23 protein-coding genes are annotated in these 26,542 nt (G+C 42.6%); 6 read left to right on the top strand and 17 right to left on the bottom strand.

The window, feature by feature from the left end:
• The 10 genes from EAE90_RS02610 to EAE90_RS02565 all read right to left on the bottom strand — a co-directional run bounded on the left by EAE90_RS02610 (window position 1) and on the right by EAE90_RS02565 (window position 9,007).
• A complete protein-coding gene (locus tag EAE90_RS02610) occupies window positions 1–738 on the bottom strand; it encodes an amino acid ABC transporter permease (protein WP_214052156.1) in 738 nt (245 codons plus the stop codon).
• A gap of 79 nt (window positions 739–817) precedes the next feature.
• Window positions 818–1,654, bottom strand: a complete 837-nt coding sequence (locus tag EAE90_RS02605) for an ABC transporter substrate-binding protein (RefSeq protein WP_049583984.1) — start codon at window positions 1,652–1,654, stop codon at window positions 818–820.
• 167 nt (window positions 1,655–1,821) lie between these two features.
• Window positions 1,822–2,541 (bottom strand): phosphate signaling complex protein PhoU, encoded by a 720-nt coding sequence (gene phoU / locus EAE90_RS02600; protein ID WP_214052155.1) that lies wholly within the window; start codon window positions 2,539–2,541, stop codon window positions 1,822–1,824.
• A 14-nt stretch (window positions 2,542–2,555) separates the two neighbouring features.
• Window positions 2,556–3,332, bottom strand: coding sequence for a phosphate ABC transporter ATP-binding protein PstB (gene pstB, locus EAE90_RS02595; RefSeq protein WP_214052154.1), 777 nt, complete (start codon window positions 3,330–3,332; stop codon window positions 2,556–2,558).
• A 26-nt stretch (window positions 3,333–3,358) separates the two neighbouring features.
• Complete coding sequence (gene pstA / locus EAE90_RS02590) at window positions 3,359–4,243, bottom strand: phosphate ABC transporter permease PstA (protein WP_214052153.1); 885 nt, start codon at window positions 4,241–4,243, stop codon at window positions 3,359–3,361.
• Window position 4,244: 1 nt separating this feature from the next.
• Window positions 4,245–5,201 carry a phosphate ABC transporter permease PstC gene (gene pstC, locus EAE90_RS02585; RefSeq protein ID WP_214052152.1) on the bottom strand — a complete coding sequence of 319 codons (957 nt, stop codon included), beginning with the start codon at window positions 5,199–5,201 and terminating at the stop codon, window positions 4,245–4,247.
• A gap of 163 nt (window positions 5,202–5,364) precedes the next feature.
• Window positions 5,365–6,405 (bottom strand): phosphate ABC transporter substrate-binding protein PstS, encoded by a 1,041-nt coding sequence (gene pstS, locus EAE90_RS02580; protein ID WP_214052151.1) that lies wholly within the window; start codon window positions 6,403–6,405, stop codon window positions 5,365–5,367.
• A 215-nt stretch (window positions 6,406–6,620) separates the two neighbouring features.
• Window positions 6,621–7,952 (bottom strand): two-component system sensor histidine kinase EnvZ, encoded by a 1,332-nt coding sequence (envZ, locus tag EAE90_RS02575; RefSeq protein ID WP_214052150.1) that lies wholly within the window; start codon window positions 7,950–7,952, stop codon window positions 6,621–6,623.
• On the bottom strand, window positions 7,949–8,668 hold the full coding sequence (gene ompR, locus EAE90_RS02570) for an osmolarity response regulator transcription factor OmpR (protein WP_113025655.1): 720 nt from the start codon (window positions 8,666–8,668) through the stop codon (window positions 7,949–7,951). Before ompR ends, envZ begins: the two co-directional genes overlap by 4 nt.
• 189 nt (window positions 8,669–8,857) lie before the next feature.
• Complete coding sequence (locus EAE90_RS02565) at window positions 8,858–9,007, bottom strand: hypothetical protein (RefSeq protein ID WP_214052149.1); 150 nt, start codon at window positions 9,005–9,007, stop codon at window positions 8,858–8,860.
• Window positions 9,008–9,589: 582 nt separating this feature from the next.
• Between EAE90_RS02565 and greB the strand changes: the two genes are divergently transcribed.
• Window positions 9,590–10,063: a transcription elongation factor GreB gene (gene greB, locus EAE90_RS02560; protein ID WP_112895590.1), complete on the top strand. Its 474-nt coding sequence runs from the start codon at window positions 9,590–9,592 to the stop codon at window positions 10,061–10,063.
• A 402-nt stretch (window positions 10,064–10,465) separates the two neighbouring features.
• Here the strand turns inward: greB and EAE90_RS02555 are convergent, their stop codons facing one another.
• The gene (locus EAE90_RS02555) at window positions 10,466–10,630 is read right to left on the bottom strand and encodes a hypothetical protein (RefSeq protein WP_214052148.1); all 165 of its coding nucleotides are present in this window, start codon (window positions 10,628–10,630) and stop codon (window positions 10,466–10,468) included.
• Between the two features lie 527 nt (window positions 10,631–11,157).
• Here EAE90_RS02555 and EAE90_RS02550 point away from each other — a divergent pair.
• The 5 genes from EAE90_RS02550 to EAE90_RS02530 all read left to right on the top strand — a co-directional run bounded on the left by EAE90_RS02550 (window position 11,158) and on the right by EAE90_RS02530 (window position 18,276).
• On the top strand, window positions 11,158–12,207 hold the full coding sequence (locus tag EAE90_RS02550) for a 3-oxoacyl-[acyl-carrier-protein] synthase III C-terminal domain-containing protein (protein WP_214052147.1): 1,050 nt from the start codon (window positions 11,158–11,160) through the stop codon (window positions 12,205–12,207).
• Between the two features lie 632 nt (window positions 12,208–12,839).
• Window positions 12,840–15,164: a Tex family protein gene (locus EAE90_RS02545; protein ID WP_214052146.1), complete on the top strand. Its 2,325-nt coding sequence runs from the start codon at window positions 12,840–12,842 to the stop codon at window positions 15,162–15,164.
• Window positions 15,165–15,425: 261 nt separating this feature from the next.
• A complete protein-coding gene (gene feoA / locus EAE90_RS02540) occupies window positions 15,426–15,659 on the top strand; it encodes a ferrous iron transporter A (protein WP_046396399.1) in 234 nt (77 codons plus the stop codon).
• Window positions 15,660–15,711: 52 nt separating this feature from the next.
• Window positions 15,712–18,027, top strand: a complete 2,316-nt coding sequence (feoB, locus tag EAE90_RS02535) for a Fe(2+) transporter permease subunit FeoB (RefSeq protein WP_214052145.1) — start codon at window positions 15,712–15,714, stop codon at window positions 18,025–18,027.
• A 9-nt stretch (window positions 18,028–18,036) separates the two neighbouring features.
• Complete coding sequence (locus EAE90_RS02530; protein WP_214052144.1) at window positions 18,037–18,276, top strand: FeoC-like transcriptional regulator; 240 nt, start codon at window positions 18,037–18,039, stop codon at window positions 18,274–18,276.
• 304 nt (window positions 18,277–18,580) lie between these two features.
• On the opposite strand, the gene EAE90_RS02525 is transcribed toward EAE90_RS02530, so the two are convergent.
• The 6 genes from EAE90_RS02525 to EAE90_RS02500 all read right to left on the bottom strand — a co-directional run bounded on the left by EAE90_RS02525 (window position 18,581) and on the right by EAE90_RS02500 (window position 26,305).
• Complete coding sequence (locus EAE90_RS02525) at window positions 18,581–19,558, bottom strand: putative type VI secretion system effector (protein ID WP_214052143.1); 978 nt, start codon at window positions 19,556–19,558, stop codon at window positions 18,581–18,583.
• Window positions 19,559–19,602: 44 nt separating this feature from the next.
• The gene (locus EAE90_RS02520; RefSeq protein WP_214052142.1) at window positions 19,603–20,586 is read right to left on the bottom strand and encodes a putative type VI secretion system effector; all 984 of its coding nucleotides are present in this window, start codon (window positions 20,584–20,586) and stop codon (window positions 19,603–19,605) included.
• Complete coding sequence (locus EAE90_RS02515; protein WP_214052141.1) at window positions 20,583–23,225, bottom strand: T6SS effector BTH_I2691 family protein; 2,643 nt, start codon at window positions 23,223–23,225, stop codon at window positions 20,583–20,585. The genes EAE90_RS02520 and EAE90_RS02515 overlap by 4 nt, the downstream gene beginning before the upstream one ends.
• A complete protein-coding gene (locus EAE90_RS02510) occupies window positions 23,225–24,256 on the bottom strand; it encodes a DUF4123 domain-containing protein (RefSeq protein ID WP_214052140.1) in 1,032 nt (343 codons plus the stop codon). Before EAE90_RS02510 ends, EAE90_RS02515 begins: the two co-directional genes overlap by 1 nt.
• Window positions 24,257–24,813: 557 nt before the next feature.
• Entirely contained in the window at window positions 24,814–25,143 is a 330-nt protein-coding gene (locus tag EAE90_RS24595; RefSeq protein ID WP_214052139.1) for a transposase, read from the bottom strand.
• Window positions 25,127–26,305: an MFS transporter gene (locus EAE90_RS02500; protein WP_214052138.1), complete on the bottom strand. Its 1,179-nt coding sequence runs from the start codon at window positions 26,303–26,305 to the stop codon at window positions 25,127–25,129. The genes EAE90_RS24595 and EAE90_RS02500 overlap by 17 nt, the downstream gene beginning before the upstream one ends.
• Window positions 26,306–26,542: the final 237 nt, after the last annotated feature.

The following is a 26,542-nucleotide window of genomic DNA, read 5'->3' as shown; positions in this document are numbered from 1 at the left end:
TTAATGTCCTCTCGTTATAGCTTGTTGTTGACGCCATTGCCCCCAACCTTCCATAACGGCAATGATGGCGATATATAGCACCGTTGCAACACCAAATGCTTCAAACGTTTTTAATGTTTCGGTTTCTACTTGACGGGAAGCATATGACAACTCAGCCACGCCAATGGCCATTGTCAGTGACGAGTTTTTCACAATATTCATATATTGTCCTAGCAATGGCGGCGTTGCGATCTTCAACGCTTGTGGCAATACTACATAACGCATGGCCTGCCAGCCAGTAAGCCCCAGTGCATGAGCTGCATGTTTTTGCCCACGCCTTACCCCCTGGATACCAGCACGCAGCTCTTCCGCCACGAATGGCGCAGAATAGAGGGTTAAACCAATAAATCCAGCCAGGAATTCGAATGAAGGCCAGGCCAATGGAAGACCTAATAGATTGATTTCATGAGGTGTATTCAGCCAAAGCATCACCTCTTGCGGCAGTATTTGCCCTGAGGCGAAATACCAGAAAAACAGTTGCACCAGCAAAGGCGTATTGCGAAATAGCGTGGTGTAAGCAGTCACAGGCCAACGGAGAATTTTCAATTGGCTGTCACGGGCTGCCGCCAATACAAACCCCAACAAGGTGGAAGCGACAACGGTACAAGCAGATATCCACAACGTAATCAGGAAACCTTGCCAAAGCCACCCCAAATATTGGGGAGCAAGCAACTGTTCTGTAACAAATAACTCAAACATATCTTACAATTACCAGGTATTACCAATGACAAAGCCCCGCCACAACAGGCGAGGCTAGTTACCAAGGGTTTATCACTTATTAGGACTCTGTTTGCTGCTCCAAAGGCGCAAATTTAAAGTCGCCTCGCGGTTGGGCGGATTTGGTTTCCGGGCCAAACCAACGGTTATAAATTTCCGCTGCTTCACCCTCTTTTTCCAGTTTCAGCAAAGTTTGATTCACCGCCTCAACCAAGCGCTCTTGTCCTTTCGCCGCAGCCACTGCCTGATATTCACGGGTGATGCTAAAAGGAGAGATCTCAAATTCAGCTTTTTGGGCTTCCGGTACATTAGCCAGTAGGCCAACTAACTTGGCATCATCCTGCGTGATGGCTTGCACATTGCCATTACGTAGCGCAGCAAATGCCAGAGGCGTGTCGTCATAAGAGATCACTTTGGCTGTCGGATAATGCTCACGCAGTGTAATTTCCTGTACTGTTCCTTTATCAGCACCGATACGTAAGTTTTTAATGTCTTCGGGCGATTTTAAAACCCCTTTACGGGCAATAAATTTTTGTCCAGTAGCAAAGTAAGGGATTGAGAAATCAACCTGTTTAGCACGCTCATTAGTGACGGTAAAGTTGGCGGCAATCAAGTCAACTTTCTTTGATGCCAACAAAGGTAAGCGGTTTGCCGGGTTAGTCGGACGCAGCTCTAATTTAACACCCAGATCATTGGCAATCGCATTTGCGATATCTACATCATAACCCGCCAATTTTTTGGTTTGCGGATCAATAAAACCAAACGGCGGATTACTGTCGAAAACAGCGATCCGCACCGCGCCGGCTTTTTTAATATCATCCAGTTTATCCGCCTTTGCAGCACCAGTAACCAGTGTTAACCCGGCCAATAACGCCGTAATAAGAACGCGAGATTTCATTAAACTCTCCTGACAATAATTAATTCTTTATTAATCCAAACTATCAATTTCACTATAGTGCATGAAATAATATAAATAACTATATTTATAACTATCAGTAATGATAAGGTAAAAAAAATGCCGGTAAAAATACCAGCATTCAGATTATTGACCAAGTGATTAACGAGTTATTCGTTATCTTTCGTCAACAGTTTCTCCAATTCATCACCACCTACATGCCGGAAATCCTGCCCTTTAACATAGTAGAAAATGAATTCACAGATGTTTTGACAACGATCGCCAATGCGTTCAATAGAACGAGCACAAAGCAGGACGGTCAATACACTTGGGATGGTTCGAGGATCTTCCATCATATAAGTCATAAGCTGACGGACAATGCCTTCATACTCTTTATCCACCTTTTTATCTTCATGATAGATACGAATCGCTTCTTCCAGATCCATGCGGGCAAAAGCATCTAAAACATCATGCAGCATCTGAATGGTATGACGGCCAAGGGATTCCAAACTAACCAACAGGGGTTGATGCTGATGTGAGAATTTCTCAAGCGCCGTCTGGCAAATTTTATTCGCCACATCACCAATTCTTTCCAGTTCAGCAATAGTTTTCGAAATTGACATAATCAGCCGCAGATCACTGGCCGTTGGTTGGCGTTTAGCAATAATGCGAACACACGCTTCATCAATAGCCACTTCCATCATATTGACCTTATGGTCATCCTCAATCACTTCACGCGCCAATGCCGCATCCTGATTATGCATTGCGGTAATCGCTTTGGAGAGCTGCTCCTCCACCAGCCCCCCCATTGTCATCAGTTCAGTCCGAATATAGGCCAGTTCAGCGTTAAACTGACCAGAAATATGTTTATTGAGATTCAGATTGTCCATGTTACGCCCCGTAATCAACCATAGCGACCGGTAATATAGTCTTCCGTTTGTTTCATTTTTGGTGTGGTAAACAATGTGTCTGTATCACTGAATTCAATTAATTCACCAAGGTACATAAACGCCGTGTGATCTGAACAACGCGCCGCCTGTTGCATATTATGAGTCACAATCACCACGGTATATTCAGATTTCAATTCGCTGATCAACTCTTCAATACGACCAGTAGAAATCGGGTCGAGGGCTGAGCAAGGTTCATCCAACAGTAAAACTTCTGGGCGGATCGCAATGCCACGCGCAATACATAAACGTTGCTGTTGCCCGCCAGATAGACTGTATCCGCTCTGATATAGCTTATCCCGGGTTTCATTCCATAATGCCGCTTTCGTTAAAGCCCACTGAACCCGTTCGTCCATTTCTGCTCTGGAGAGTTTTTCAAACAGACGGACCCCAAACGCGATATTGTCGTAAATAGACATCGGAAATGGCGTTGGTTTCTGGAATACCATGCCAACTTTGGCTCGTAGCAGCGCCACATCCTGTTTATCGGTCAGGATATTATTGCCATCCAGCAAAATTTCACCTTCCGCCCGCTGTTCACCATACAGTTCATACATTTTATTGAACGTCCGTAACAGCGTAGACTTACCGCAACCCGACGGGCCGATAAAAGCAGTTACTTTATTCTTTGCAATATTCAACGTTATGTTTTTCAGCGCGTGAAATTTGCCATAGTAAAAGTTCAGATTGTGGACCTGAATTTTGCTGCTAGCGATATCATTAACTATGTTCATTTACTTCTCTCTGTTGAAAATATCCGTCAGTGCTTTTTCCTGGCAAACAGCACACGCGCCACAATGTTAATCAGCAATACACACAGGGTTATCAATAATACGCCGGCCCACGCCAATTGCTGCCATTCGGAGAATGGACTCATGGCAAATTTAAAGATAGTGACCGGTAAGTTAGCAATTGGCTGGCTCAGATCGGTACTCCAGAACTGATTGGAAAGAGAAGTGAACAGCAACGGCGCCGTCTCTCCGGCAATGCGGGCAATAGCCAGCAATACACCGGTGATAATGCCGGATACCGATGCTTTCAGCGTAATGGCTGAAATCATCTTCCACTTCGGCGTGCCTAAAGCATAAGCAGCTTCGCGCAGGCTATCAGGCACCAGTTTTAACATGTTTTCCGTGGTTCTGATCACAATCGGCACCTGTAACAATGCCAAAGCAATCACCCCCGCCCAACCAGAAAAGTGCTGCATTTTCGTCACAATGACAGTGTAAACAAATAAACCGACAACAATAGAAGGGGCTGACAGCAAAATATCGTTTATAAAACGGATTACCTCTGCCAGCCATGAACGGCGACCATATTCCGCCAAATAGATACCCGCCATGATCCCCAGAGGCGTACCGATAACCGTCGCCCACAGGATCAGTAATCCACTGCCGACAATGGCATTTGCCAAGCCGCCGCCTTCCGTATTTGGCGGTGGCGTCATTTCGGTGAACAGCGCCAATGACATGCCGTCGAAACCTTTGGTGACGGTGGAAAACAGAATCCACACCAACCAAAACAGACCAAATAGCATGGTTGCCATTGATAACAACAGAGCGAAGCGATTTTTCTGACGGCGCCATGCCTGTTTACGGCTACGGACATCCGCCTCAATGGTCTTTTGTCTATCTATGGTTGCCATATCAACGCCCCTCATTCTTCGCCAGACGCATAATCATCAATTTCGATAGCGCCAGCACAATAAAGGTGATCACAAATAGAATCAGACCAAGCTCCATCAATGCTGCGGTATGCAAACCAGACTCCGCTTCCGCGAATTCATTCGCCAACGCAGACGTGATGCTGTTGCCGGGCATAAACAGTGAAAAACTGTCGAGCTGGTAGGTATTACCGATGATAAAAGTCACCGCCATCGTTTCTCCCAACGCACGACCAAGACCCAACATGACACCACCAATCACTCCATTTCGGGTGTAAGGCAACACGATATGCCAGATCACTTCCCAGGTAGTACAGCCGATGCCATAAGCGGATTCTTTCATCATCACCGGTGTTTGTTCGAAAACGTCGCGCATAACCGAGGCGATATAAGGAATAATCATGATAGCGAGAATGACGCCCGCGGCCAGAATACCGATACCAAAGGCAGGGCCGGAGAACAATTCCCCCACAATCGGCATACTGGCGAGGAGATTGCCGACCGGCTGCTGGAAATAGGCGGCAAACAGCGGCGCAAAAACAAATAACCCCCACATGCCATAGACAATACTGGGGATGGCGGCCAGTAACTCAATGGCGATACCGAGCGGACGTTTCAGCCAGTTAGGCGCCAGTTCCGTTAGGAACAGGGCAATCCCAAAACTGACCGGCACTGCGATGATTAACGCAATCAGCGAAGTAACCAACGTACCGTAAATCGGTATTAAGGCGCCAAATTGCTCTGCCGGGGCATCCCACGCTTTCTGCCAGAGGAAAGAGATGCCAAACTGCTGAATACTAGGCCAGGAGGCAATAATCAGCGAGATAATGATGCCTCCTAACAAAAATAAAGTTATCAGCGCAGCTAGCCTAACCAGTGCGCCGAAAATAATATCGCCATTTTTACTGGGTGCTTTCATTGCCGTTTTTTGTTCGGCCATAGAGCTTATTCTCATTCGGGGTTAACTCCCCCCTTAAATGGAGGGAGAATTAAAACGACAAATTTAATCGATATTTAAAGCAATCGACATTTAAAACAATCGACATTTAAAACAATCGATATTTAAAACAGTCAATGTTCAAAACAACCACTACCAGCACGACTTAATACAAAGCCTTGCCATTGCTATCTTTTATCTGAGTTTTCCAAGCCGCACGAACTTTCTCAATCACCTCTTTGGGCAGAGTTGCATAATCCAAATCATTTGCCTGTTTACTGCCTTTCTCATAAGCCCAGTCAAAGAATTTCAATACTTCTGCCCCTTTCACGGCATCTTTTTGCTGTTGATGAACCAGAACAAATGTGGTGGAAGTCATTGGCCACGCATTTTCACCTTGTTGGTTTGTCAAATCCTGAGCAAAGGTTTTATGCCATTCCGCTTTTTTCGCCGCGGCGCTGAAACTCTCTCCTGTCGGGCTAACCACGTTGCCGTTAGCAGATACCAGTTTGGTATAAGCCAGATGATTCTGTTTCGCATAAGCGTATTCAACATAACCAATGGAACCCGTCAGACGCTGAACAAATGCGGCAACCCCATCATTACCCTTACCGCCTAAACCAATAGGCCAGCTTACGGTGGAACCTGCGCCAACTTTTTCTTGCCACGCTTGATTCACTTTAGAGAGGTAGCTAGTAAACACAAAGGAGGTACCGGAACCATCAGCGCGACGTATCACAGCAATATCTTGCTCCGGTAGTTTGACTCCTGGATTCAATTGAGTAATCGCTGGATCATTCCACTTTTTCACTTTACCTAAATAAATATCGCCTAAAGTTTTACCATCCAGTACCAATTCACCGGCTTTAATCCCCGGGATATTAACCGCCAGCACCACCCCTCCGATGACGGTCGGGAACTGAAACAAACCATCAGCAGCTAACTTTTCAGCGGATAAAGGGGCATCGGAAGCACCGAAATCCACAGTATTTGCCAGAATTTGTTTCACGCCGCCGGAAGAACCGATGCCTTGATAATTGACTTTATTACCTGTCTCTTTTTGATAAGAATCCGCCCACTTGGCATACACCGGTGCGGGAAATGTCGCACCTGCCCCGGTTAAGCTAGTCGCAGCAAATACAGACAAGGTTGTCAAAGAAAACGTCGCTGCCATTATGCCGGCTACGGTGGTACGCATCAGTTTCATAATCCCTCCTAATGGGATATTGAGAATCAATAAAGAAATCTATTCGTCAAATTCAAAAAAGGTGCAGGAGGGAAAATAGGTTAATTTAATTACAGTAAAATGTCTTAATTATGACATTTTTATGACAGCACAATCGGCGCTTAACCTGAGACTGACATAAAACTGTCATCTCCATACACCATAAAAATCAAATATAGGAGATGATTATCAAGCCGTTAAAAATTATCTTCCACGACCGGAATACAGACACGAATAGATAATCCCCCTCTGGGGCTGGTGCCCATTTCAATTTTTCCATCATGAGCATCAATAATTCGCTGAACAATCGCCAAACCTAACCCTGTTCCACTACTGCTCCGCGCTCTTTCGCCCCGAACGAATGGCTGAAATAACCGTGGCAAATCTTCCTGCTTAATGCCGGCTCCATTATCTTCTACCTGAAACCAGGCAAATTTATTTGTCTGACCACTACTCACTTTAATCCAACCGTTTCCATAACGATTGGCATTAACCAACATATTAGCCAATGCCCGTTTAATAGAAATCGGATTGGCGTTAACGGTTATTGGATGAAGAGACAGATGGTTTTCAATATCCTGCTCATAGCCATTCTCCGCGGAAATAACCTCTTTGAGAATAGAGTTCAATTCGCAGAATTCCATTGGCATCTCTTGTCCAGTACGGAGGTAGTCAATGAATTGCTCAATAATGGCGTTACACTCTTCAATATCTTTATTGATAGATTCAGACAGATAAGCATCTTCCTTGCTCATCATTTCTGTTGCCAGTCGAATACGTGTCAGCGGAGTACGCAAATCATGGCTTACGCCAGCAATTAATATCGTGCGGTCACTTTCCAATAACTTTATCCCGGCGGACATTTGGTTAAATGAGCGAATGGCTGCCCGAACTTCCAGAGAACCCGATTCCCGCACCGCAGGCATCATAATACCTTTACCTGTTTGCCTGGCTGCATACTCCATTTCCAATAAAGGCCGGTTCTGAAAACGGATATAAAGCCAGATACAGCCAAATACCAGTAATAGAATTGCCAGCGTATAGCGGAAAATAGGAGAGAATTGATTTTGTTCGATCTCAGTCAGAGGAACCCTGACCCAAATATCGGGAGCCAGATAAGAATTAAGCCAAAGTATCGGGCTATCTGTGTTTATCTCCAGACGAAGATCCGCCTTGCCGCCAAGGTATTCGCTCATCTTCTCACTCAAGTAATCATAACGTCTGGCCCAACGTAAACCTTGTATCTCCGCGTCAGATTCAGAATAGAGTGTAATACCCAACTCCTGATAAATCTCCCGGCGAACGACTGGCGATATCACCAAAAAAGAGCCATCCTCTAACTTCAACTTTTCAGCCATTAAGGTACGAACTTCATACGCTAATACCTTATTGAACTGCTGCAAGCTTGGCATGATAACGAAATTCACAACAACCAAGTAGCTAGTTACCAGACTGATAAACAGCATCGCCATAATCAGAAATAAAGTATGGGTAAACGTGCTGCGAGGGGAGAATCGCAATAATTTCATACACGAATTCCGTCAGGCACAAAAACATAACCCAGACCCCAGATAGTCTGGATATAGCGAGGATGTGTAGGATCTTCTTCAATCACGCGGCGTAGACGTGAAACCAAGACATCAATCGATCGCTTCATCGTACTATATTCCCGGCCGCTAGCTAAATTCATCAGCTTATTACGGGACAGAGGCACGCCAGGATAAGAAACCAGTACTTTCAATACAGCAAATTCTCCACTGGTTAATTGAATATGTTCATCTCCCTGAAACATTTCCCGCGTACTCAAATTGAGACTAAACTTACCAAAATTAATAATCGCATCATCGTCAACCGGTAAACCCAATAACTTATTCGCCTGACGACGTAATACCGCTCGGATACGCGCCAATAACTCACGGGGATTAAATGGTTTCGGAATATAATCATCAGCGCCAATTTCCAACCCAACAATACGATCGACCTCTTCTCCTCTCGCCGTCACCATAATAATCGGTACCGGATTACTTTGGTTTCTCAGCCTTTGACAAACAGAAAGCCCATCCTCTCCTGGCAACATTAAATCTAATACGATTAAACTCACAGATTCCCGTGTCAGTAAACGGTCCATCTGCTCCGCATTAGCGGCACTACGTACCTGAAAACCTTGTTCTGTCAGATAACGCTCTAATAACGTTCGTAAACGCATGTCATCATCGACCACAAGGATCTTGTTATCTACTTGCATTATCAAACTCCAAAAAACACTACATGCTTTGATAAATTTATCATTTTGAAAGAGATTAACCCAAAGATAGAAACCAGATATCTGTATTTTGAGACTATTCCTAATAGGACTTATTTCCACTGTTATTAATTAGAATGATTAATTTAGTGGTTTATTACTGACAACGAGAACGCAGCAATTCACTGTCACCTATCGCATTTCTACCGTTATTTTGCCGTCCGCCAACCAATCAATTAGCATCCTGGCTCCCGGCAAATCGATAGGAATCCATTTATTAGCTGGATTAAATTCATCAGGCAGACTAAACGAAAAGTGCCTTTTGCTGCATATTACCTTCATACCTCCGCCACGGTTTTCAGTTTTCCTTACTCACGAGGATCTGGATCGATAATGTTCAGCTCACCAACGTTTGGGCAAGAAACCACTCAATGATCGACTTTTCACCACCTTTACTTACTATAGTAAACAATTTCGCTTGTTTTTTCCTCATTTGAACCTTAATAGCCTGTTTCATCACCAGTAAGATCCACAGCATACATACTATTCAGTACACAGAACCATAAATTATATGATGAACGTTATAAATATTAGAGCCAAATATCATAATGAGCAGGCAGGTAAAGCAATCTTGTTATCGATAATGCTAACGCTAAACCGTCCGTTAACCGCTTATCTCTCGTTTTAACATCCGTACTCACCGTAGCAGAAGCGTATCGTATTCTCTTGCCACGCAGCCGAATCCATCAACAGTGATAATTTTATTCAACCAACGACTCCCCAAATGCCACTAATACGTTAATCTTGCAAAACAACCGGGATTTATTGATTAATGACTAAAAACCAAGTCTTAATTTGACATCTACCAAAATGGGCTGTTTTATATACTTATGAGGTTAACTACGGTATCTACATCAAAATAAAATGAAAACTAAACTGATAACCCGCGAAGGCTACAACAAATTAAAGGAAGAGCTGGATTATCTTTGGCGTGAAGAGCGTCCAGAAGTGACTAAAAAAGTGACTTGGGCAGCAAGTCTCGGGGACCGGAGTGAAAACGCAGATTATCAATATAACAAGAAGAGGCTACGGGAGATTGATCGCAGAGTCCGATATCTAACCAAGAGCTTAGAAGAATTGCGGTGTGTTGATTATTCTCCCCAACAAGATGGGCGAGTGTTCTTCGGTGCATGGGTAGAGATCGAAAATGATCAAGGTGAGATTAAACGTTTCCGTATTGTTGGATATGACGAAATTTTTGGTCGCAAAGACTACATATCAATCGATTCTCCAATGGCCCGGGCGCTATTAAAGAAAGAAGTTGGAGACAGTGCAATCGTTCATACACCAACAGGAAAAGTGTTGTGGTACGTGAACGAGATCGAATATATCAAATAGTTTGTACACTCTTTCGACAAATTAGCTATACCCTATGGATTTCAAGATGCATCCTGACGGCAAGGTAGCGAATCCCCGGGAGCATAGATAACTATGTTACCGGGGTGAATGAGTGTAGCCAACAAAGAAGCAACTTGAAAGATAACGGGTATATATATCGAAGAATAACAACCGAATAAATCGCACGCCAACGATTCATTCACTCTGCAAAGCAGAATTTAATACAGGCGGCCAAAATTAAATGAACGTGGAAATAGTGCTGTTGTTTTTACTCTTAACATCACAACCAAGGTAATCAATTATATCGCCACTTATTTTATAATTATAAAAATCAGTGTAAAGCGACGCCCAATTAGGAAGGCGTTTAAATAAAGACGGAAATATATACGTAAAAAATTGAACTCACTTAAAAACTGGCAACCTTCCGCTTTTAAGAAAATACTGGAAATCCTTATCACCCTGTTCTGCTGCACGTTTCACATCAAAAGCCGCCGTTTTACGTGGGGATTTCTTACGCTTAATGTCGGTTTCTGGCTGTACTGCCATGTGTGGTAACTGCGCTAACATCGAAACCCTTTGAAAATAACGATAGTGAATAATTGGCTAATCATACGCCAGTTCAAGCTGGTACTCCAGTACCGTCAAATACCCGTAAACGTGCTGATTAGCATTTATCGCTGACAGCAAAAAGTGTATTCCTACGTTGGATTAGAATGAAAAACATTTTCTTACCGACGTGTCATGTGATCGATATTTAATTAATAAAAATATAATCACTATATAAACAAAACAGCACAGTAATAAATGTATTCAAAAGTTTACAAAATTTTAAAATATAAGGATGAAAAATAGTATCGATACCTTGAATCAGATATAAATTATGCTAGAAATATAGACCATCAAATTATTTAAATGGGGAGAATCAACATTACAAAAAAATTCACTGACATGTGAGTTTTTTGTTTGGATTTTTTGAAAATAGAGTGCCTAATTTTTTAAATAAAAATCTATTCAAGTGGAAATTAAATTCAATGTAATTACTAAAACACCATAAAAATAGAATATTAAAAATATTTATCCCGAGGAATGTTTAAATGAAAATAGCAGGTATATCAGGATTACTTCCGTCACGAATTGTTACAAATCAGGAAGTTATCGATTTAATTGATCGACATTCAAGCAAAACCTTTCAGGGAAATTTACCCAAGACCTTACAGACGATTAGAAAACTACTCAATACCAGTGGTATAGAAACCCGGCATTGGCTGAATAAGGGTGAAAAGCCTATGCAACTGATGGAAGTAGCGTTCGATCGTGCTTTAGCGCAAGCTAATATAAACAAAGCAGAAATTGATCTATTACTCTACCCCAATGTCACTCGTGGTTTCACCGAGCCAGCCAATAGTACTTTTATTGCAAAAGCTCTAGGGCTAAATTGCAGAAATTACGACGTTTCAGACGCCTGTAACGGTTGGATAACAGCGATGGACATTATCAATAGTAAAATGAAGGCAGGTGAAATACGCTATGCTGCTATTGTTAATATGGAGTTTGGCATGTCCGATGGAGGTCCCCTCTTTCCGAAGAACTTCTCTTTATCTTCTCCATCAGAGCTGGCTTATAAATTTGCCAGTTTTACCATAGGAGAAGCCACAGCCGTTACCATACTGAGTAATGAATCACCTGATAATTTCAAGTTTTCTTATATCAACAGGCCAGATCTCGGCGACCTGTCTACCATTTCCTTACCGGGTTGGGAATTGTTTTGTAACGATTCTGATGTCGAACGCATTTCACCCCTTGGTGGACAATATCTGTTTAATTCATACGCAGCTCTGCTAAATGAATATGGTAAGGAAGAAGCAATAAAGGTATTTAATCAACACAGAATGTCCAACGACGACATCCACAAGATCTTTGTCCACACGGGTTCACCTAAAATTTGGCATAAACTTGGACATTCACTTGGTGTTGATAATAAGATACATCACGTTGGACCTAAAACAGGTAACATTATTACTACATCTATTCCCTTTGGAATCATCGATGCTGTTCATCAAGGCATACTAGAGAAAGACCAATTCTGCATGGGATGGGCAGGAAGTGGCGGAATGGTTTTCTCTGCAATGTCGTTTAAATTTTAGGACGTATTTTTATCAGGCCAGCTAAAGCGAGTCGCATTGTGCATAAATTTAGGAATATATTCCTGGAGCCATTATATGGCTAACTGATTTTAGCGTAATATTGAAATATTAATCTGGGGTGGATATTCGCCTAAATAATTTAATAAGGCTGGAAGATTAAATAGTCTTTCAGCCTTAATTAATAAAACAATTATACCCAATGGATTTCAAGATGGATCGCGACGGCAAGGGAGCGAATCCCCGGGAGCATAGAGAACTATGTTACCGGGGTGAGCGAGTGTAGCCAACCAAGAGGCAACTTGAAAGATGACGAGTATGCAATTCATTAGTTACCTGCTTCAAAGACAACACGATGAAACTCAGACTTTTCCTACTTTAACTATTCTTTTAGTTTAATTCGTATATTCAGAAACAGTTCATAGTAAGTCCAGTAACACACTTAGGGCTCCAACGACAACTTTTCACATTTGAGTTCAATCGCGGTTGCTATAACGTAATCGGCAACAAATTCGTTGCATGATATCGTAACTCGTCAGAATAAGATTAGATGTAAACTGGAAATTGTTTCTCGCAGAACGTATAAAGGAGGTTTTGTGAATATTTGAAATTTATCCACCAGAAGAAAACAGAACATGAATCAATCTCTGAGCCAAATGATTGCAAGTGAGCTACAGGCGCAGCCACAACAAGTACTTTCAGCGATTAGCCTGCTTGATGAAGGGAATACTGTCCCTTTTATTGCACGATATCGTAAAGAAGTCACCGGCGGTCTGGATGACACCCAACTTCGCCAACTTGAGACCCGCCTTAGTTATCTACGCGAACTGTCAGACCGCCGCCAAACCATTCTTAAATCCATTGACGAGCAAGGTAAGCTGACCCCAGAACTGGCCGAAGCAATTAATGGCACTCTAAGCAAAACAGAGCTGGAAGATCTTTATCTGCCATATAAACCGAAACGCCGTACCCGTGGACAAATCGCTATTGAAGCGGGCCTTGAACCACTAGCGGACTCCTTATGGCAAGATCCACAACAAGAACCGGAGCAGGTTGCTGCTACTTTTATTGATCCTGATAAAGGTGTCGCGGATACCAAAGCGGCGCTGGACGGTGCGCGTTATATCCTGATGGAACGTTTTGCCGAAGATGCCGCATTATTGGCAAAAGTACGTGACTATCTATGGAAGAATGCTCATCTGGTCGCTAAAGTCGTTGCAGGAAAAGAAGAGGAAGGCGCTAAATTCCGCGACTATTTTGATCACCATGAACCTATCGCACAAGTCCCTTCTCACCGTGCATTGGCTATGTTCCGTGGCCGTAATGAAGGCGTACTGCAACTTTCCCTAAATGCTGATCCCCAGTTTGATGAACCACCGAAAGAGAGTTACGGCGAACAGATTATTACTCAGCATCTTAATCTGCGCTTGAACAATGCACCGGCAGATAGCTGGCGCAAAGCCGTGGTGAATTGGACCTGGCGCGTCAAGGTATTACTACATCTTGAAACGGAATTGATGAGTACCTTGCGTGAGAAAGCGGAAGATGAAGCCATCAAAGTATTCGCCCGCAACTTGCAAGATCTATTGATGGCCGCCCCTGCGGGTATGCGTGCAACAATGGGGCTCGATCCCGGTCTGCGTACCGGCGTCAAAGTGGCCGTTATCGATGCGACCGGCAAACTGATTGCCACAGACACCATCTACCCACACACCGGGCAAGCGGCTAAAGCCGCTGCAAGCGTGGCAGCATTGTGTCTTAAACATCAAGTAGAACTGGTCGCCATCGGTAACGGAACGGCTTCCCGTGAAACAGAACGTTTCTTCGCGGATGTGCAAAAACAGTTCCCAGAGATAAAAGCCCAAAAAGTGATTGTCAGTGAGGCAGGAGCATCGGTTTATTCTGCTTCTGAGCTGGCGGCACAGGAATTTCCTGACCTGGATGTTTCACTGCGCGGTGCAGTCTCTATCGCCCGCCGCTTGCAAGATCCTCTCGCTGAATTAGTCAAAATCGATCCAAAATCCATCGGCGTAGGTCAATATCAACATGATGTCAGCCAGACTCAACTTGCCAAAAAACTGGATGCTGTTGTTGAGGATTGTGTAAACGCCGTCGGCGTGGATCTCAATACCGCTTCTGTTCCACTGCTAACCCGAGTCGCCGGATTGACCCGCATGATTGCCCAGAACGTCGTCAACTGGCGTGATGAGAATGGCCGTTTCAATAACCGTACACAATTACTGAAAGTCAATCGGCTTGGGCCAAAAGCTTTTGAGCAATGTGCTGGATTCTTGCGGATTAATCATGGTGATAACCCACTGGATGCATCGACCGTTCATCCAGAAGCTTATCCCGTAGTTGAAAAAATTTTGGCGGCCACTGAGCAGAAACTCCAGGAATTGATGGGTAATCCTGCTTCACTGCGTGGATTGCAACCTCAGGATTTCACCACCGAGCAATTTGGTGTTCCAACCGTTACCGATATTTTGAAAGAGCTGGAAAAACCTGGCCGCGATCCACGTCCAGAGTTTAAAACTGCGACTTTTGCGGAAGGCGTGGAAACCATGAATGATCTGCGTCCGGGAATGGTGCTGGAAGGTGCGGTTACTAACGTGACTAATTTTGGCGCGTTTGTCGATATCGGCGTTCATCAAGATGGTTTAGTTCATATCTCTTCACTATCTGATCGCTTTGTGGAAGATCCTCACACCGTAGTAAAAGCGGGTGATATCGTTAAAGTCAAAGTGCTGGAAGTTGATCTGAACCGTAAGCGTATCGCTCTAACCATGCGCCTTGATGAGCAACCGGGAGAAACGCTCTCACGTCGCAGTAACAATACGCAAACTGACCGCCGCCCTGAACGTAATGACAGAAACCGTAATGCTTCCCGTTCTTCTACCTCAGCCGGAAACAGTGCTATGAGTGATGCACTAGCCGCCGCATTCGGAAAAAAACGTTAAAATTCTCATCGCCGTAAACAGGTGCACTGCTTCGGCAGTGCACATTTCACCGTTTCTGTCAGAAAGAAGATTCATGTCAACCTGAGTGACTAAGTGATCAAATTAACACCAGAAATGAAAATACGATTAACATTGAAATTAATGATGGTTATTATTTTTATTTGCAATTAGTATGAATTGGATTAAAAATTACACTTCATAATGAATGAGTGCAACTAATTCTCGGTATTACTTTACTTATCACATATCCCGGAAGGTCATATGCAACTTCTTCCAGACCATAGCTACAAGATCATTGGTTTTTCTCCGAAGATCAGCCCGGCTTACCGACAGAAATTGCTGTCATTAGGTATGTTGCCCGGTTCTTCATTTCATGTTGTCCGCTTAGCGCCTTTAGGTGATCCGATACAAATTGAGACTCGCAGAGTCAGCCTAATTCTGAGAAAAAAAGACTTGGAATTTCTCACATTAGACAACGCTCAATGCAACGCATAATCCGTTGCAAGCAACGAAACGGTTACTCCTAATTTAATCTGGCACCAAAAACATGAAAGCACTGACCATTGGCTTAATTGGCAACCCCAATGCCGGCAAAACAACATTATTTAACCAACTTACTGGCGCCCGACAACGTGTAGGCAACTGGGCTGGCGTAACAGTAGAACGAAAAGTTGGCCGTTTTACCACCGCGGAACACAAAATTGAGTTAGTTGACCTGCCGGGCACCTACTCTCTAACCACGATTTCTGAACAAACATCACTGGATGAGCAGATAGCCTGCCACTATATCCTGAGTGGTGATGCTGACATGCTGATTAACGTCGTAGATGCTGCTAACCTTGAGCGAAATCTCTACCTGACGTTACAACTGTTGGAATTAGGCATTCCCTGCATCGTTGCGCTCAATATGCTGGATATCGCTGACAGTCAGCATATCCAAATTAATATTGCCGAACTGGAGCAACGCCTTGGCTGTCCAGTCATTCCAATGGTTTCGACCCGAGCAACCGGCCTGAATGAGCTAAAACAAGCAATTGACCGCCATCAGCAGAATTCCGTGCAGTCACTCATTCACTACCCTGACTGCCTGTTGCAAGAAGTTGAAACGTTATCTGGTGTCATTTCAGACAATTTTCATGCTCAACAACGCCGTTGGTTAGCACTTCAAATGCTTGAAGGGGATATTTACAGCCTGGAACGTTCCGGCATTACTACCTCAATGCTGACTGCATCCAAAGAACGCTTGCAACAACAGCAATATGACGAGCCAGAACTGTTGATTGCCGATGCTCGCTATCAAAGCATCAATACATTGTGCATGGCCGTGATTGATACCCAAAAAGCCATGCCAAACAAACTCACCCAAGCAATCGATAAAATTATCCTTAATCGTTGGTTAGGCGTACCTATTTTCCTGACGGTTATGTATTTAATGTTCGTGCTGGCAATTAATATCGGTGGGGCGCTACAACCTATCTTTGACGGTGGATCTGTCGCTATTTTCATTCATGGGGTTCAATGGCTTGGGCATACCTTAAGTTTGCCAGAATGGCTGACGGTTTTCCTCGCGCAAGGTATCGGTGGTGGTATCAACACAGTTTTGCCGCTAGTACCACAAATCGGCATGATGTATTTATTCCTCTCTTTCCTTGAGGACTCTGGCTACATGGCGCGGGCTGCATTTGTCATGGATCGTCTGATGCAAGTTCTCGGGCTGCCGGGCAAATCATTTGTGCCGTTGATCGTCGGCTTCGGTTGCAACGTCCCATCCATTATGGGGGCGAGAACGCTAGATGCTCCGCGTGAACGCTTGATCACGATTATGATGGCGCCCTTTATGTCTTGCGGTGCACGATTAGCCATCTTTGCCGTATTTGCCGCCGCATTCTTTGGCAAAAATGGGGCAACCTTTGTTTTTTCCCTTTATATATTGGGTATTGTCGTCGCTATTCTGACTGGCCTGATGTTGAAATACACCATTATGCGCGGCGAAGCCTCGCCATTCATTATGGAGCTTCCGGTTTACCATATTCCGCATCTAAAAACTCTGCTTCTGCAAACCTGGCAACGCCTGAAAGGTTTTGTTATCCGTGCCGGTAAAGTGATCGTTATCGCCAGTATGTTCATCGGCGCTCTTAACAGTTTCTCATTCTCTGGTAAGGCAGTAGATAGCATCAACCAATCCGCTCTGGCTTCGGTCAGCAAGGTTATTACGCCAATATTACAGCCAATTGGCGTTCACCCAGATAATTGGCAGGCAACCGTAGGTCTGATAACCGGTGCAATGGCAAAAGAAGTGGTTGTTGGGACACTCAATACCCTGTATACCGCAGAAAGCATTACTAATGAGCCGTTTAATGCAAATGAGTTCAACCTGCTTGATGAGCTGAAAGATGCGATTGGTGAAACCTGGAATAGTTTGAAAGATACCTTCACTCTGAGCGTGCTGGCAAACCCAATCGAAGCTAATAAAGGCGACGGTGAGATGGATAGCGGTTCTATGGGAACCATGAGCGCCAAATTTGGCTCTGCCATTTCAGCTTACAGTTATCTGATCTTTGTTCTGCTATATGTGCCTTGTGTTTCAGTGATGGGCGCGATCGCTCGTGAAACAAGCCGTGGCTGGATGACATTCTCCATTCTGTGGGGATTGAACGTAGCTTATTCAATTTCAGCCCTGTTCTACCAGATGGTGACTTTCTCACAACATTCACAAAGCAGCCTGATTATCATTCTGACCGTCGTTACATTTAACGCACTGGTGTTCTACTTCCTGCGGCGGGCACGCAGCCGTGTGACGATGAAGTTAATCAGCAATCCCCCGGGAAATAGCTGCCACTGCTCCAGTGGAAACTGTCACTAGGAATTGAAAATGATTAGCCTATTACAAGTAAGGGATGCAGTCGCTCTAAATGGACGGGCAGATGCTAAATTGTTGAGCCACCAGCTTTCTGCTTCATTATCGATGGTAGAAGCGATGCTTGAACAACTCACCGTAATGGGCAAACTGGAAAAGATCAATGCAACTGCCTGCCTAAGCGGCAGTTGCAAACAATGTCCTGAAACACAGAAATGTGATACGGCGGTTTATCGGATCGCTGGGGGATGTTGAATGGTCTAAAACAATTAATCAATGTTCGATCGCCATTTAGACTCGCAAAAATACGATAGATTACTCGAACTAACATCTGCTATAGCGTCAGCTTATCGGCGGGATTGGTGGATTTCTATCTTTTTGAAAGTCGATAAATGCTTTCATTCTCTGCATTTGGTCATAATGCTGCCCCAAAATTTCTGCTAACTTTTTGCTTTGATAAAGCCCATTACGTTTTCCCTTTGTTTCAATAAATAGAATCGAGATAAAATCTTTATCTGGCTTTTTACCAAATACATTTTCATATCGCTATAACCAATCATTAATAATAATAGAAATACTCTCGAACAGAACCCTTTTCAGGTAGTAATCTATCCTTTTCATTTTCTACGATAGGAGAAGCTCCATTCCTTTTTAACTCCCTCACCTTGAGTTTTGTTAAGAAAACCAAATCGACCTTCATAGGTTCTGGAAACCCAAGAGCAGAAAATATCCTTTCGGCTAATACACTTGTTGGGTTAGGATTTTTAATCATGTCCTTTTTAGTAAAATCAATCAGAAAGTAAGCAAATAAAAGATAAAAATACTCTACAAATAACATTGGTAAAAAAGAAATTTTCTTAACCCCTATACCTAAAAAAAGAATAATAAATGCAATAACAGTAAAAATGACATATAAAATATTAATTTCGTCCTTGGAATATGCGCGAACTCCACGTTCACAACACGGTGTCATTGAAATAGTTCGCTCATACGGATTTGCCAAGGCATAAACAATACAATGATCATCTTTAGGCATCACTGCCAGTTCAACATAATCACCAACTTTAGCATTAGTCATCCCTAACCAACCATAAAATGAAATTTCGTTAATTTTTCCACGTACAAAATCACTGGGAGCATTCATTCTCACCTGACTTTGTGATGTCACTGCTGCCCCTGTAGTATTTCCTATCATAGCAAGCAATAACGCGCCAGCTTGATCACGTTCTTCCTTTCGGGAAAATGCTTCCGGATCATATTCTCGATCGGTAAAATAGCCCCACACTTTCATTACGCTAAATTCTTCCAGAATTCCGGTCACTTTAATCAATGGTGCTTTCGGTGGCAATTCTGGCGGTGGCGGTTCTTTAGCAAGTAGCGCTTCTAATTCTGGAATTTTTCTCTCTGCCTCAGCAACTTTATTTCTTTCCTCAACAGTACCATAAGAACTTAATCCCATATAAAACTTTGCATTAGATAATTCGTTTCTGACTTTTTCAAAGTCAACAAATTCTTTCATATCTCTACGTTTGGTCATAATACTGTCCCAAAACTTCTGCTAACTTTTTGATTTTATTTTAATTAATAGTAATAAAAAAACTCCAAGCGATACCATTTGCAAGGAATATTTGCCCCTTCTTCACTATCAGGATCAACATATTTCCCCTGTAGTTTTAAATCTTTAAGCTTTTTCTTAGTTGAAATATTTAAATCAATCAAAGATGGTTCAGGAAACCCCAAAGTTATAAATATTCTTTCAGATAATAGTATTGTCGGTTTTGGATCTTTTTTCTCAAGATTTTTACCTTTAAAGTAGAATAAAACATCGACAAGAATAAAGATAAAAACAAGAGACAAGAAAACCGCCATTGTCACTTTTTCTGCATTTCCGTAAAACATGAGAGAAAGAGTCATTAAAAATAAAAACAATGTTAATCCATGATTAACTTTCGTACCAAACTTGATATATCCATCAAGGCCACATTCACAACGAGGAGTCATTGAAATAATCCTTGTATAAGGATTAGCTAAGGCATAAACAACATAATGATTATCTTTAGGCGCTACAGCTAATTCAACATAATCACCAACTTTGGCATTGGTCATCCCTAACCAACCATGAAATGGAATACCGTTAATTTTTCCACGAACAAAATCACTGGGATCGCTCATCCTTTCTCGACTCTGTGATGTCACTGCCGCTGCTGCGGCATTCCCTGCGATAGCAAACAGTAATGCGCCTACTTGAGCACGTTTTTCCTGCCGTGCAAATCCCTCCGGATCATATTCACGATCAGTAAAATAACCCCATACTTTCATTACACTAAATTCTTCCAGAGTTCCGGTCACTTTAATCAATGGCGCTTTCGGGGGTAATTCTGGCGGTGGCGGTTCTTTAGCAAGTAGCGCTTCTAATTCTGGAATTTTTTTCTCTGCTTCAGCAGCTTTATTTCTTTCCTCAACAGTACCATAAGAACTTAATCCCATATAGAATTTTGCATCTGATAATTCGTTTCTGACTTTTTCGAAATTAATAAACTCTTTTATATCTCTACGTTTAGTCATAATACTGCCCCCAAAGCTTTGCCTAACTTTTCACTTTGTTCTTGATAAAGTTCATTACGTTTATCCTGTGTCTCAATTAATATAGTTGAAACGAGATATTTATCAGGTTCTTTACCAAATACACAGTTACGGCACCAATCCTGTAAATCATTATCAATAAAAAGAGTATATAATTCATCAAGAACAAATATTATTATCATGAACTGCCAGCTAGCGAAGAATCCAATAATACGCCAAGCAGCGATCTTACCTATTTGGTCAAATGCTAATTCTATTATCTTATTACTAAACTCACGCTTAACCAACAATTCTAATAAGCCACTCATTGATTTCACAAGTAAACCCACATCCGCCGATGATTTTAGAAGAGACAACCCAAAGAAAGACCAGCGAGTATCTTCTTTTCTCCATTCTCTGACAACATCGCTACCATCAATCCCTAAATTCAATACAGACGCTACCGCTCCAGCGCTGGCTCCCACAAATTTAATCGACGTAGTTGCTGCTTGATTTTTTATCCCGTGTTCAATAGCTGGTTTGATCACATCAGCAACCGTGCTCAGTGTGCTTAGAAACGCCGAAGTAACCTGAGCATACCCCTTAACATCTCCTTTACTTTCTTTCAGTTGATCAGCAAATTCCATCCCGTTAAAAAACAGAACCAGAATTTTTATTCGTGAAGCTTTTAAGGTTTTTTCGCCTTTGGCGCTTTCGGCAAATTTATCAAATTGCTGTTTATAACTATTTAGCTTTTCAAGATCTTTCGAGGACTTATAAGTCTGAAGGCCACGAGCAATTGCCTGTCTACATGAATTACCATTTTGAATATCTGCAAGACAAAGCTCCTGAATTCTATCCAACGGTACACCAGATGCGACAGAAAATATTGTCTTATTCAGTAATATATTCAAACTATTCAGCGCACTATCCAGACCAGAAAGCCGGAATACACGTTGCCCAATCGTGGATAAGCGTCTATCACATGCCAACATAGCACGAGAAAAAGACGAATTTGACGATATAGGCGCTTCCAGTGCTTCATTCGCCTTATCATAAGCATCAACCAGTTTGCCAAAACATTTCTGCACGACAGAAAGATAGTCAGATTCAGCAGCAGGTAATGTATCGTTTTTACTCGCCTTCATTTTATATAATAACGCTTCGGTATCCGCCATTACTTCCGGATTATTCAATAACAGAGAACGCCAAACAAAATTACCCTCCGGTTTTGCCGAATATTGTCCTATTAATTCATCCAAAAAAGCACTACCACTATCCGTGACATTGAGTGAGGCCATTGCATAATCCACTGCCTCCCGATAACTAAGGTTGTCAGAAACCTGAGTTGAATAAAAATCATGGCAATGTGTTATCAGCCGCTCTTCTTTTAACCAGCTTACCCGAAATTCAGCCAAAGACTCTAACCGGCTGGCGATCGTATGGCAGAATTTGTCATAACAATCTGAAAACGCCTGTCGTTTAGCTAGATTCAGTTCTGCCTCATATTTATTCCAACTGGTCGCCAGTGCTATCTCCCCATCCTGTTCCGCGACTTGCTTTGCTTTTACCATCAATGCATCAAGTGTACTTTGCCGCTGTGACATCGCCACCGAGGGGATTTTTACTAAAACCTTATCCATCCCGTAATTGGCCGTACTTTTATAAGCATCCAGCGTCTGCTGCTCTACCCTAGCTTTTTCAACCTGCTGAATTTGATTCTTCGCTCCATTCAGTGATTGTTGGGTCATAAATTCAATCGACAAGTCATCTAGCCAAGCGGAGTGTTCTCCGGCGATGTCATCACTCCAACCAGCTAGCTCATGAGCAATACCAATCGGATCATGCAAAGCGATTAACACTGGAGAGACAGAACTACCATCCTCTGCCGATCCTCGTTTTTGCATGGCTTTAACGGTCGCCTCTGCATTCCCCGACCGCTTTTCACTCCACGGATAGAGTGTACCCTGTGGACCAACGGTATTAGGGTCAAAGGTATAATATGGCGCTTTTCCACTTGTCCGGCTGATCCGCCTCACTTTAGGGTTGTAAGGCAGAATGTATTTGGCGGCAGAGTCATCCTCCTTATGGTAATCCATCACCGTATTCAAGTTATCCACGGTAACCTGACTGATGCCAACACCCTCAGGCACTCCGCGCCACTGCCACGATTTCACACACTGCATGCGTTTTTGCCGTGCTTCAGGGTGGTTGTGATAGTACTGGATTGTTTCTTGACTCCAGACTGAGGGAGAAAAGGCCAGCCAGACATCTTGACGTAAAGCCATATCCCTCAACACAATAAATTCCACATTAGTACTTTGATGGGTCGGCGCGTAACAATCCGCTGTTTTCTTATCAAACACACTAAAGGCATTCGGCTGCTTCCACAGTGCGCCATCCTCGCTAATGCTCCAGGTTTCCCAACAATACTGAACCAAGGGTCCAGAGTTGGTGTAATAAACATATAAAAACCCTTGTCGTAAGGCACGCAGGGCATAATGGTAGCCCTGAGCCGAGGGAGTCAGAGTTTCTGCCCACGTCGGTAAGGTTTCACCAACACAATCAGGCACCACGCTATAACGCACGGGCAAAAGCGCCGGTCCAGTTACTTCACACATCTGGCACGATAGTCGATTCATTACAGAATCTCCTTATTCTTTGGCGAAATAGTAGAAATATTGAGATGGCAACACTCACGGGCCAGAACCTGCCACTCTTCTTCTGTCAGTCTGTCTGTACGCTCGACATAGCTAGTACTATTACCCTCTTCGGCAGACAACAGCGATTGTATCCGAGGGTGTAAATCAATCGCCGGGTGATATAGCAAACCATGCAATGCACAAACTTCCAGATCCAGAGCATCACTAAAGGAGTAGCGCTTGGTTATCCGACGTAATAAGGTCAGTATGACATCCAATAGTTCAGGTTCTGTTCGGCGTAACCGGTTACGGTGTGCCTGACGATATTGGCGCAATGCCCGATTCATCGGACCTGACCAAGTTATTTCTGCTACTTCTTCCAAGGACAGGCCCAGTGAAAAGATGTACAACTCCCTCGCAGACTGTGCATTGTCCCGATGCAGTAACTGACCGTCGCCATCAACCAAATACCAGTCTGTCAGCGGTCCCAGCAGACGCGAGCGCTGCCAGCTATCCAGCAACGGCCATATGGCATTATTCACAGCCGGATCATAAAAACGCAGCATGATTTTCTGTACTGATGATAATTCCTGTACCGCAATCATGCTGATGTGTTGCGCAATCACAGAGACCGGACTAGTACTAAACAACCAACCACAAACCATCCGGCCACGCCCGGTAATCAACTGTGCGGGATCTGCTTCCTGTAACGCCTGAGTGACACTCAACGCCAACAGTTCAGCATCCTCAGACCGATTAATATCCAGCGGGATCAGCCAAGGAGAATAACGAGATGCATAACGGGGATGATTTATCTGGGTCGGTATTGCCGCTGGCTGATGATTAAGGACTGCCTCAGGAAACCATTCTTCCTGACGGCGATCCAGAAAAACCGCCGTATCAACCATTAATAGCCCTTGTCCGTTATGCTGGTTAAACACTGTACTCAGGTCCGCCAGCAAACAGGCTTTCTGCCGGTTTATCACATCGGGAGAAAAATCATAATTAATTTGTGTCTCTATTTCTGTCATCAAATATTCCTGTCATTACATACCTTTCTTTCTTTAATCTCTTTTTTTTACCAAATGGAACCAGTGTCATTTAATCCATTAAATCTTTTAGATAAAAAAACAGGCCCACAGGTAAGCACATTTCATTTACCTGAATACACGATATAGATTGATTAGCTGATCCACCAATACTTAAATTTTCAGACAAATAAACTAAAGCATTTGCAGTGTAAAACGAACAAAAAGTGATATGCAACTAAACCAGCGGTTAATAATTGTAAAAATAAGTAAACCTTACGAATTGAATCATATGATTGATAAAAAATAATTTTATTGAAATACCCCTTCAATCCTTATGGCATAAGGAGTTGAAAAGATCTACAGACAGGAATAACAATCTCAAATCATCAGAATTCAATAAATTTATGATTGCTCCCTATTTTAGACTAATATGTGACGGCTTCCCACGTCATCGGCTGTTGCTCATGCTTGACCAGTCTGACACAAGCTTCAATGAGCAGAAACGACGAATCCCGCCGCTTTGAATTCATCAATACCCTGCTGCTTGATGTTTAACGCTACATTGATATCTCGACATACTCCACTCCACATGCCGGGCATGACCAGAGGCGCTCTTTTAACGGCATTTCTAGTATTTTATGACCGCAGCATTGGCATTCGCATACCACCGGTCCAGTTTGACCAGATAAAAATTGTGATTCACCCGCCGCTAATTTCTCAAAAGCAGCATCGACTTCTGTCTTTAAATTCTCAGGGATCAAATCTCTCCCGGCCAAATTCCAATTCAGATTGCTATCCCATGTTTGCTTGGTTTTTCCTTTCAAGTACAAACCATAATGTTTTGCATTGATAAAATCAATATTGCTAAGCTTATTTTGGTTGTACATATTTATTCCTTTCCTCAGTTAATTTATGCTTTTTAAATAAAAAATACAGGAATATTACCGCAAGCAGGATGCTTGTTAATTTAAAAGTGAATTCAATAGAGATGAGTTTTGCAATATATCCACCAATAATTGGCATCAAAATTGCTACTACAGATGAAATCTTCTGTATATCTCCTGTAGCTTTTCCTACGTGTTCAAAACCAATGATATTTCTTACACCGTATCTAATTGCAAAAAATGTCACACCAGAGGCCGTACCAACAAGGAAAACCAATAAATAGTATGTAGCATAATGATGTATTTTTGCATCTAAAAAACCAAATCCCCAAAAGGCCACAAAATTAATCATAATGGAAAATAACAAAACATTCTTGGCTGACAATTTTTTAAGTAACCAACCAGAAACTCGTGTTCCTACTATGCCACCAACCCCGAGAAGTGAAATTATGTAACCTATGCTACTTTCATTTTGCCCAATCCTCTCAAAGAAGATACCGAGCATATCGTTGCTAAGAAAAAAGGCTAAGTTTGACAAAGTATAAGCCGAAACAAGTAAATATAAATCCGGCTTATTTTTCAATTGCTGTATGAATGAAAAACGTTCTACAGCAGCAGAACTTACGCTTGCATTTACATCAAGCCGAAAAGTATCATCAAAGTATGATGTCAACATACCGACTAGGTTAAATGTCATTGATAATAACAGGACAAACCATAACCCATAATTCGTGTTTAAATATACAACAAACAAGGGAATGACTATTCTGCTAAAGTTGATGATATATCCATAAACTTCATAAAATTTTTGAGACTCATTATCATCTACATTCAATTTTGTGTTTGATATTCCAAGTCCACACCGACAGGTTGTCTTGATTAATGTAATGACATAAAGAAATATAATTGGATCAGCTATAGATAAAAAAGGCATAACAATGCCATTAATAAAGAACAGCAATGTCCTCCAATTTAATACATTTCCATTGTCAAACAACTTGCCGAATAATCCACTGGCCACTAGAAACGGAATAGCGAAGCAAGCACCCAATATCCCCATTTCGGATGGAGTCGCATGAAGGCTATATATAGCTATGATGCTTAAAATAGCGTAATCAAGATAAGTATCAAGTTCATGGACACCGATACTAATGTATTTTTTCATTGGTTATCACCCACATAAGGCTAGCCAGAGGCTGATAGTCCATAATATCTCCTTTTTCAACTTTAGGTTGATATTTACTTATTTCCCGTAAGGGAATTTAAATATAAGCAACAATCTTTCCCCATGTAAATTAGATGTTAAAGTGAAAATTTTATTATTGTGAAACAACTCATGTTTTTTAACCGCCTAACATCTCCATTATTGCCTTTAAAAATCATTTAAATACATACACATGCC

This window comes from Photorhabdus caribbeanensis (genome assembly GCF_018448885.1).
Lineage (GTDB): Bacteria > Pseudomonadota > Gammaproteobacteria > Enterobacterales > Enterobacteriaceae > Photorhabdus > Photorhabdus caribbeanensis.
This window is presented reverse-complemented; position numbering and strand designations above follow the sequence as displayed.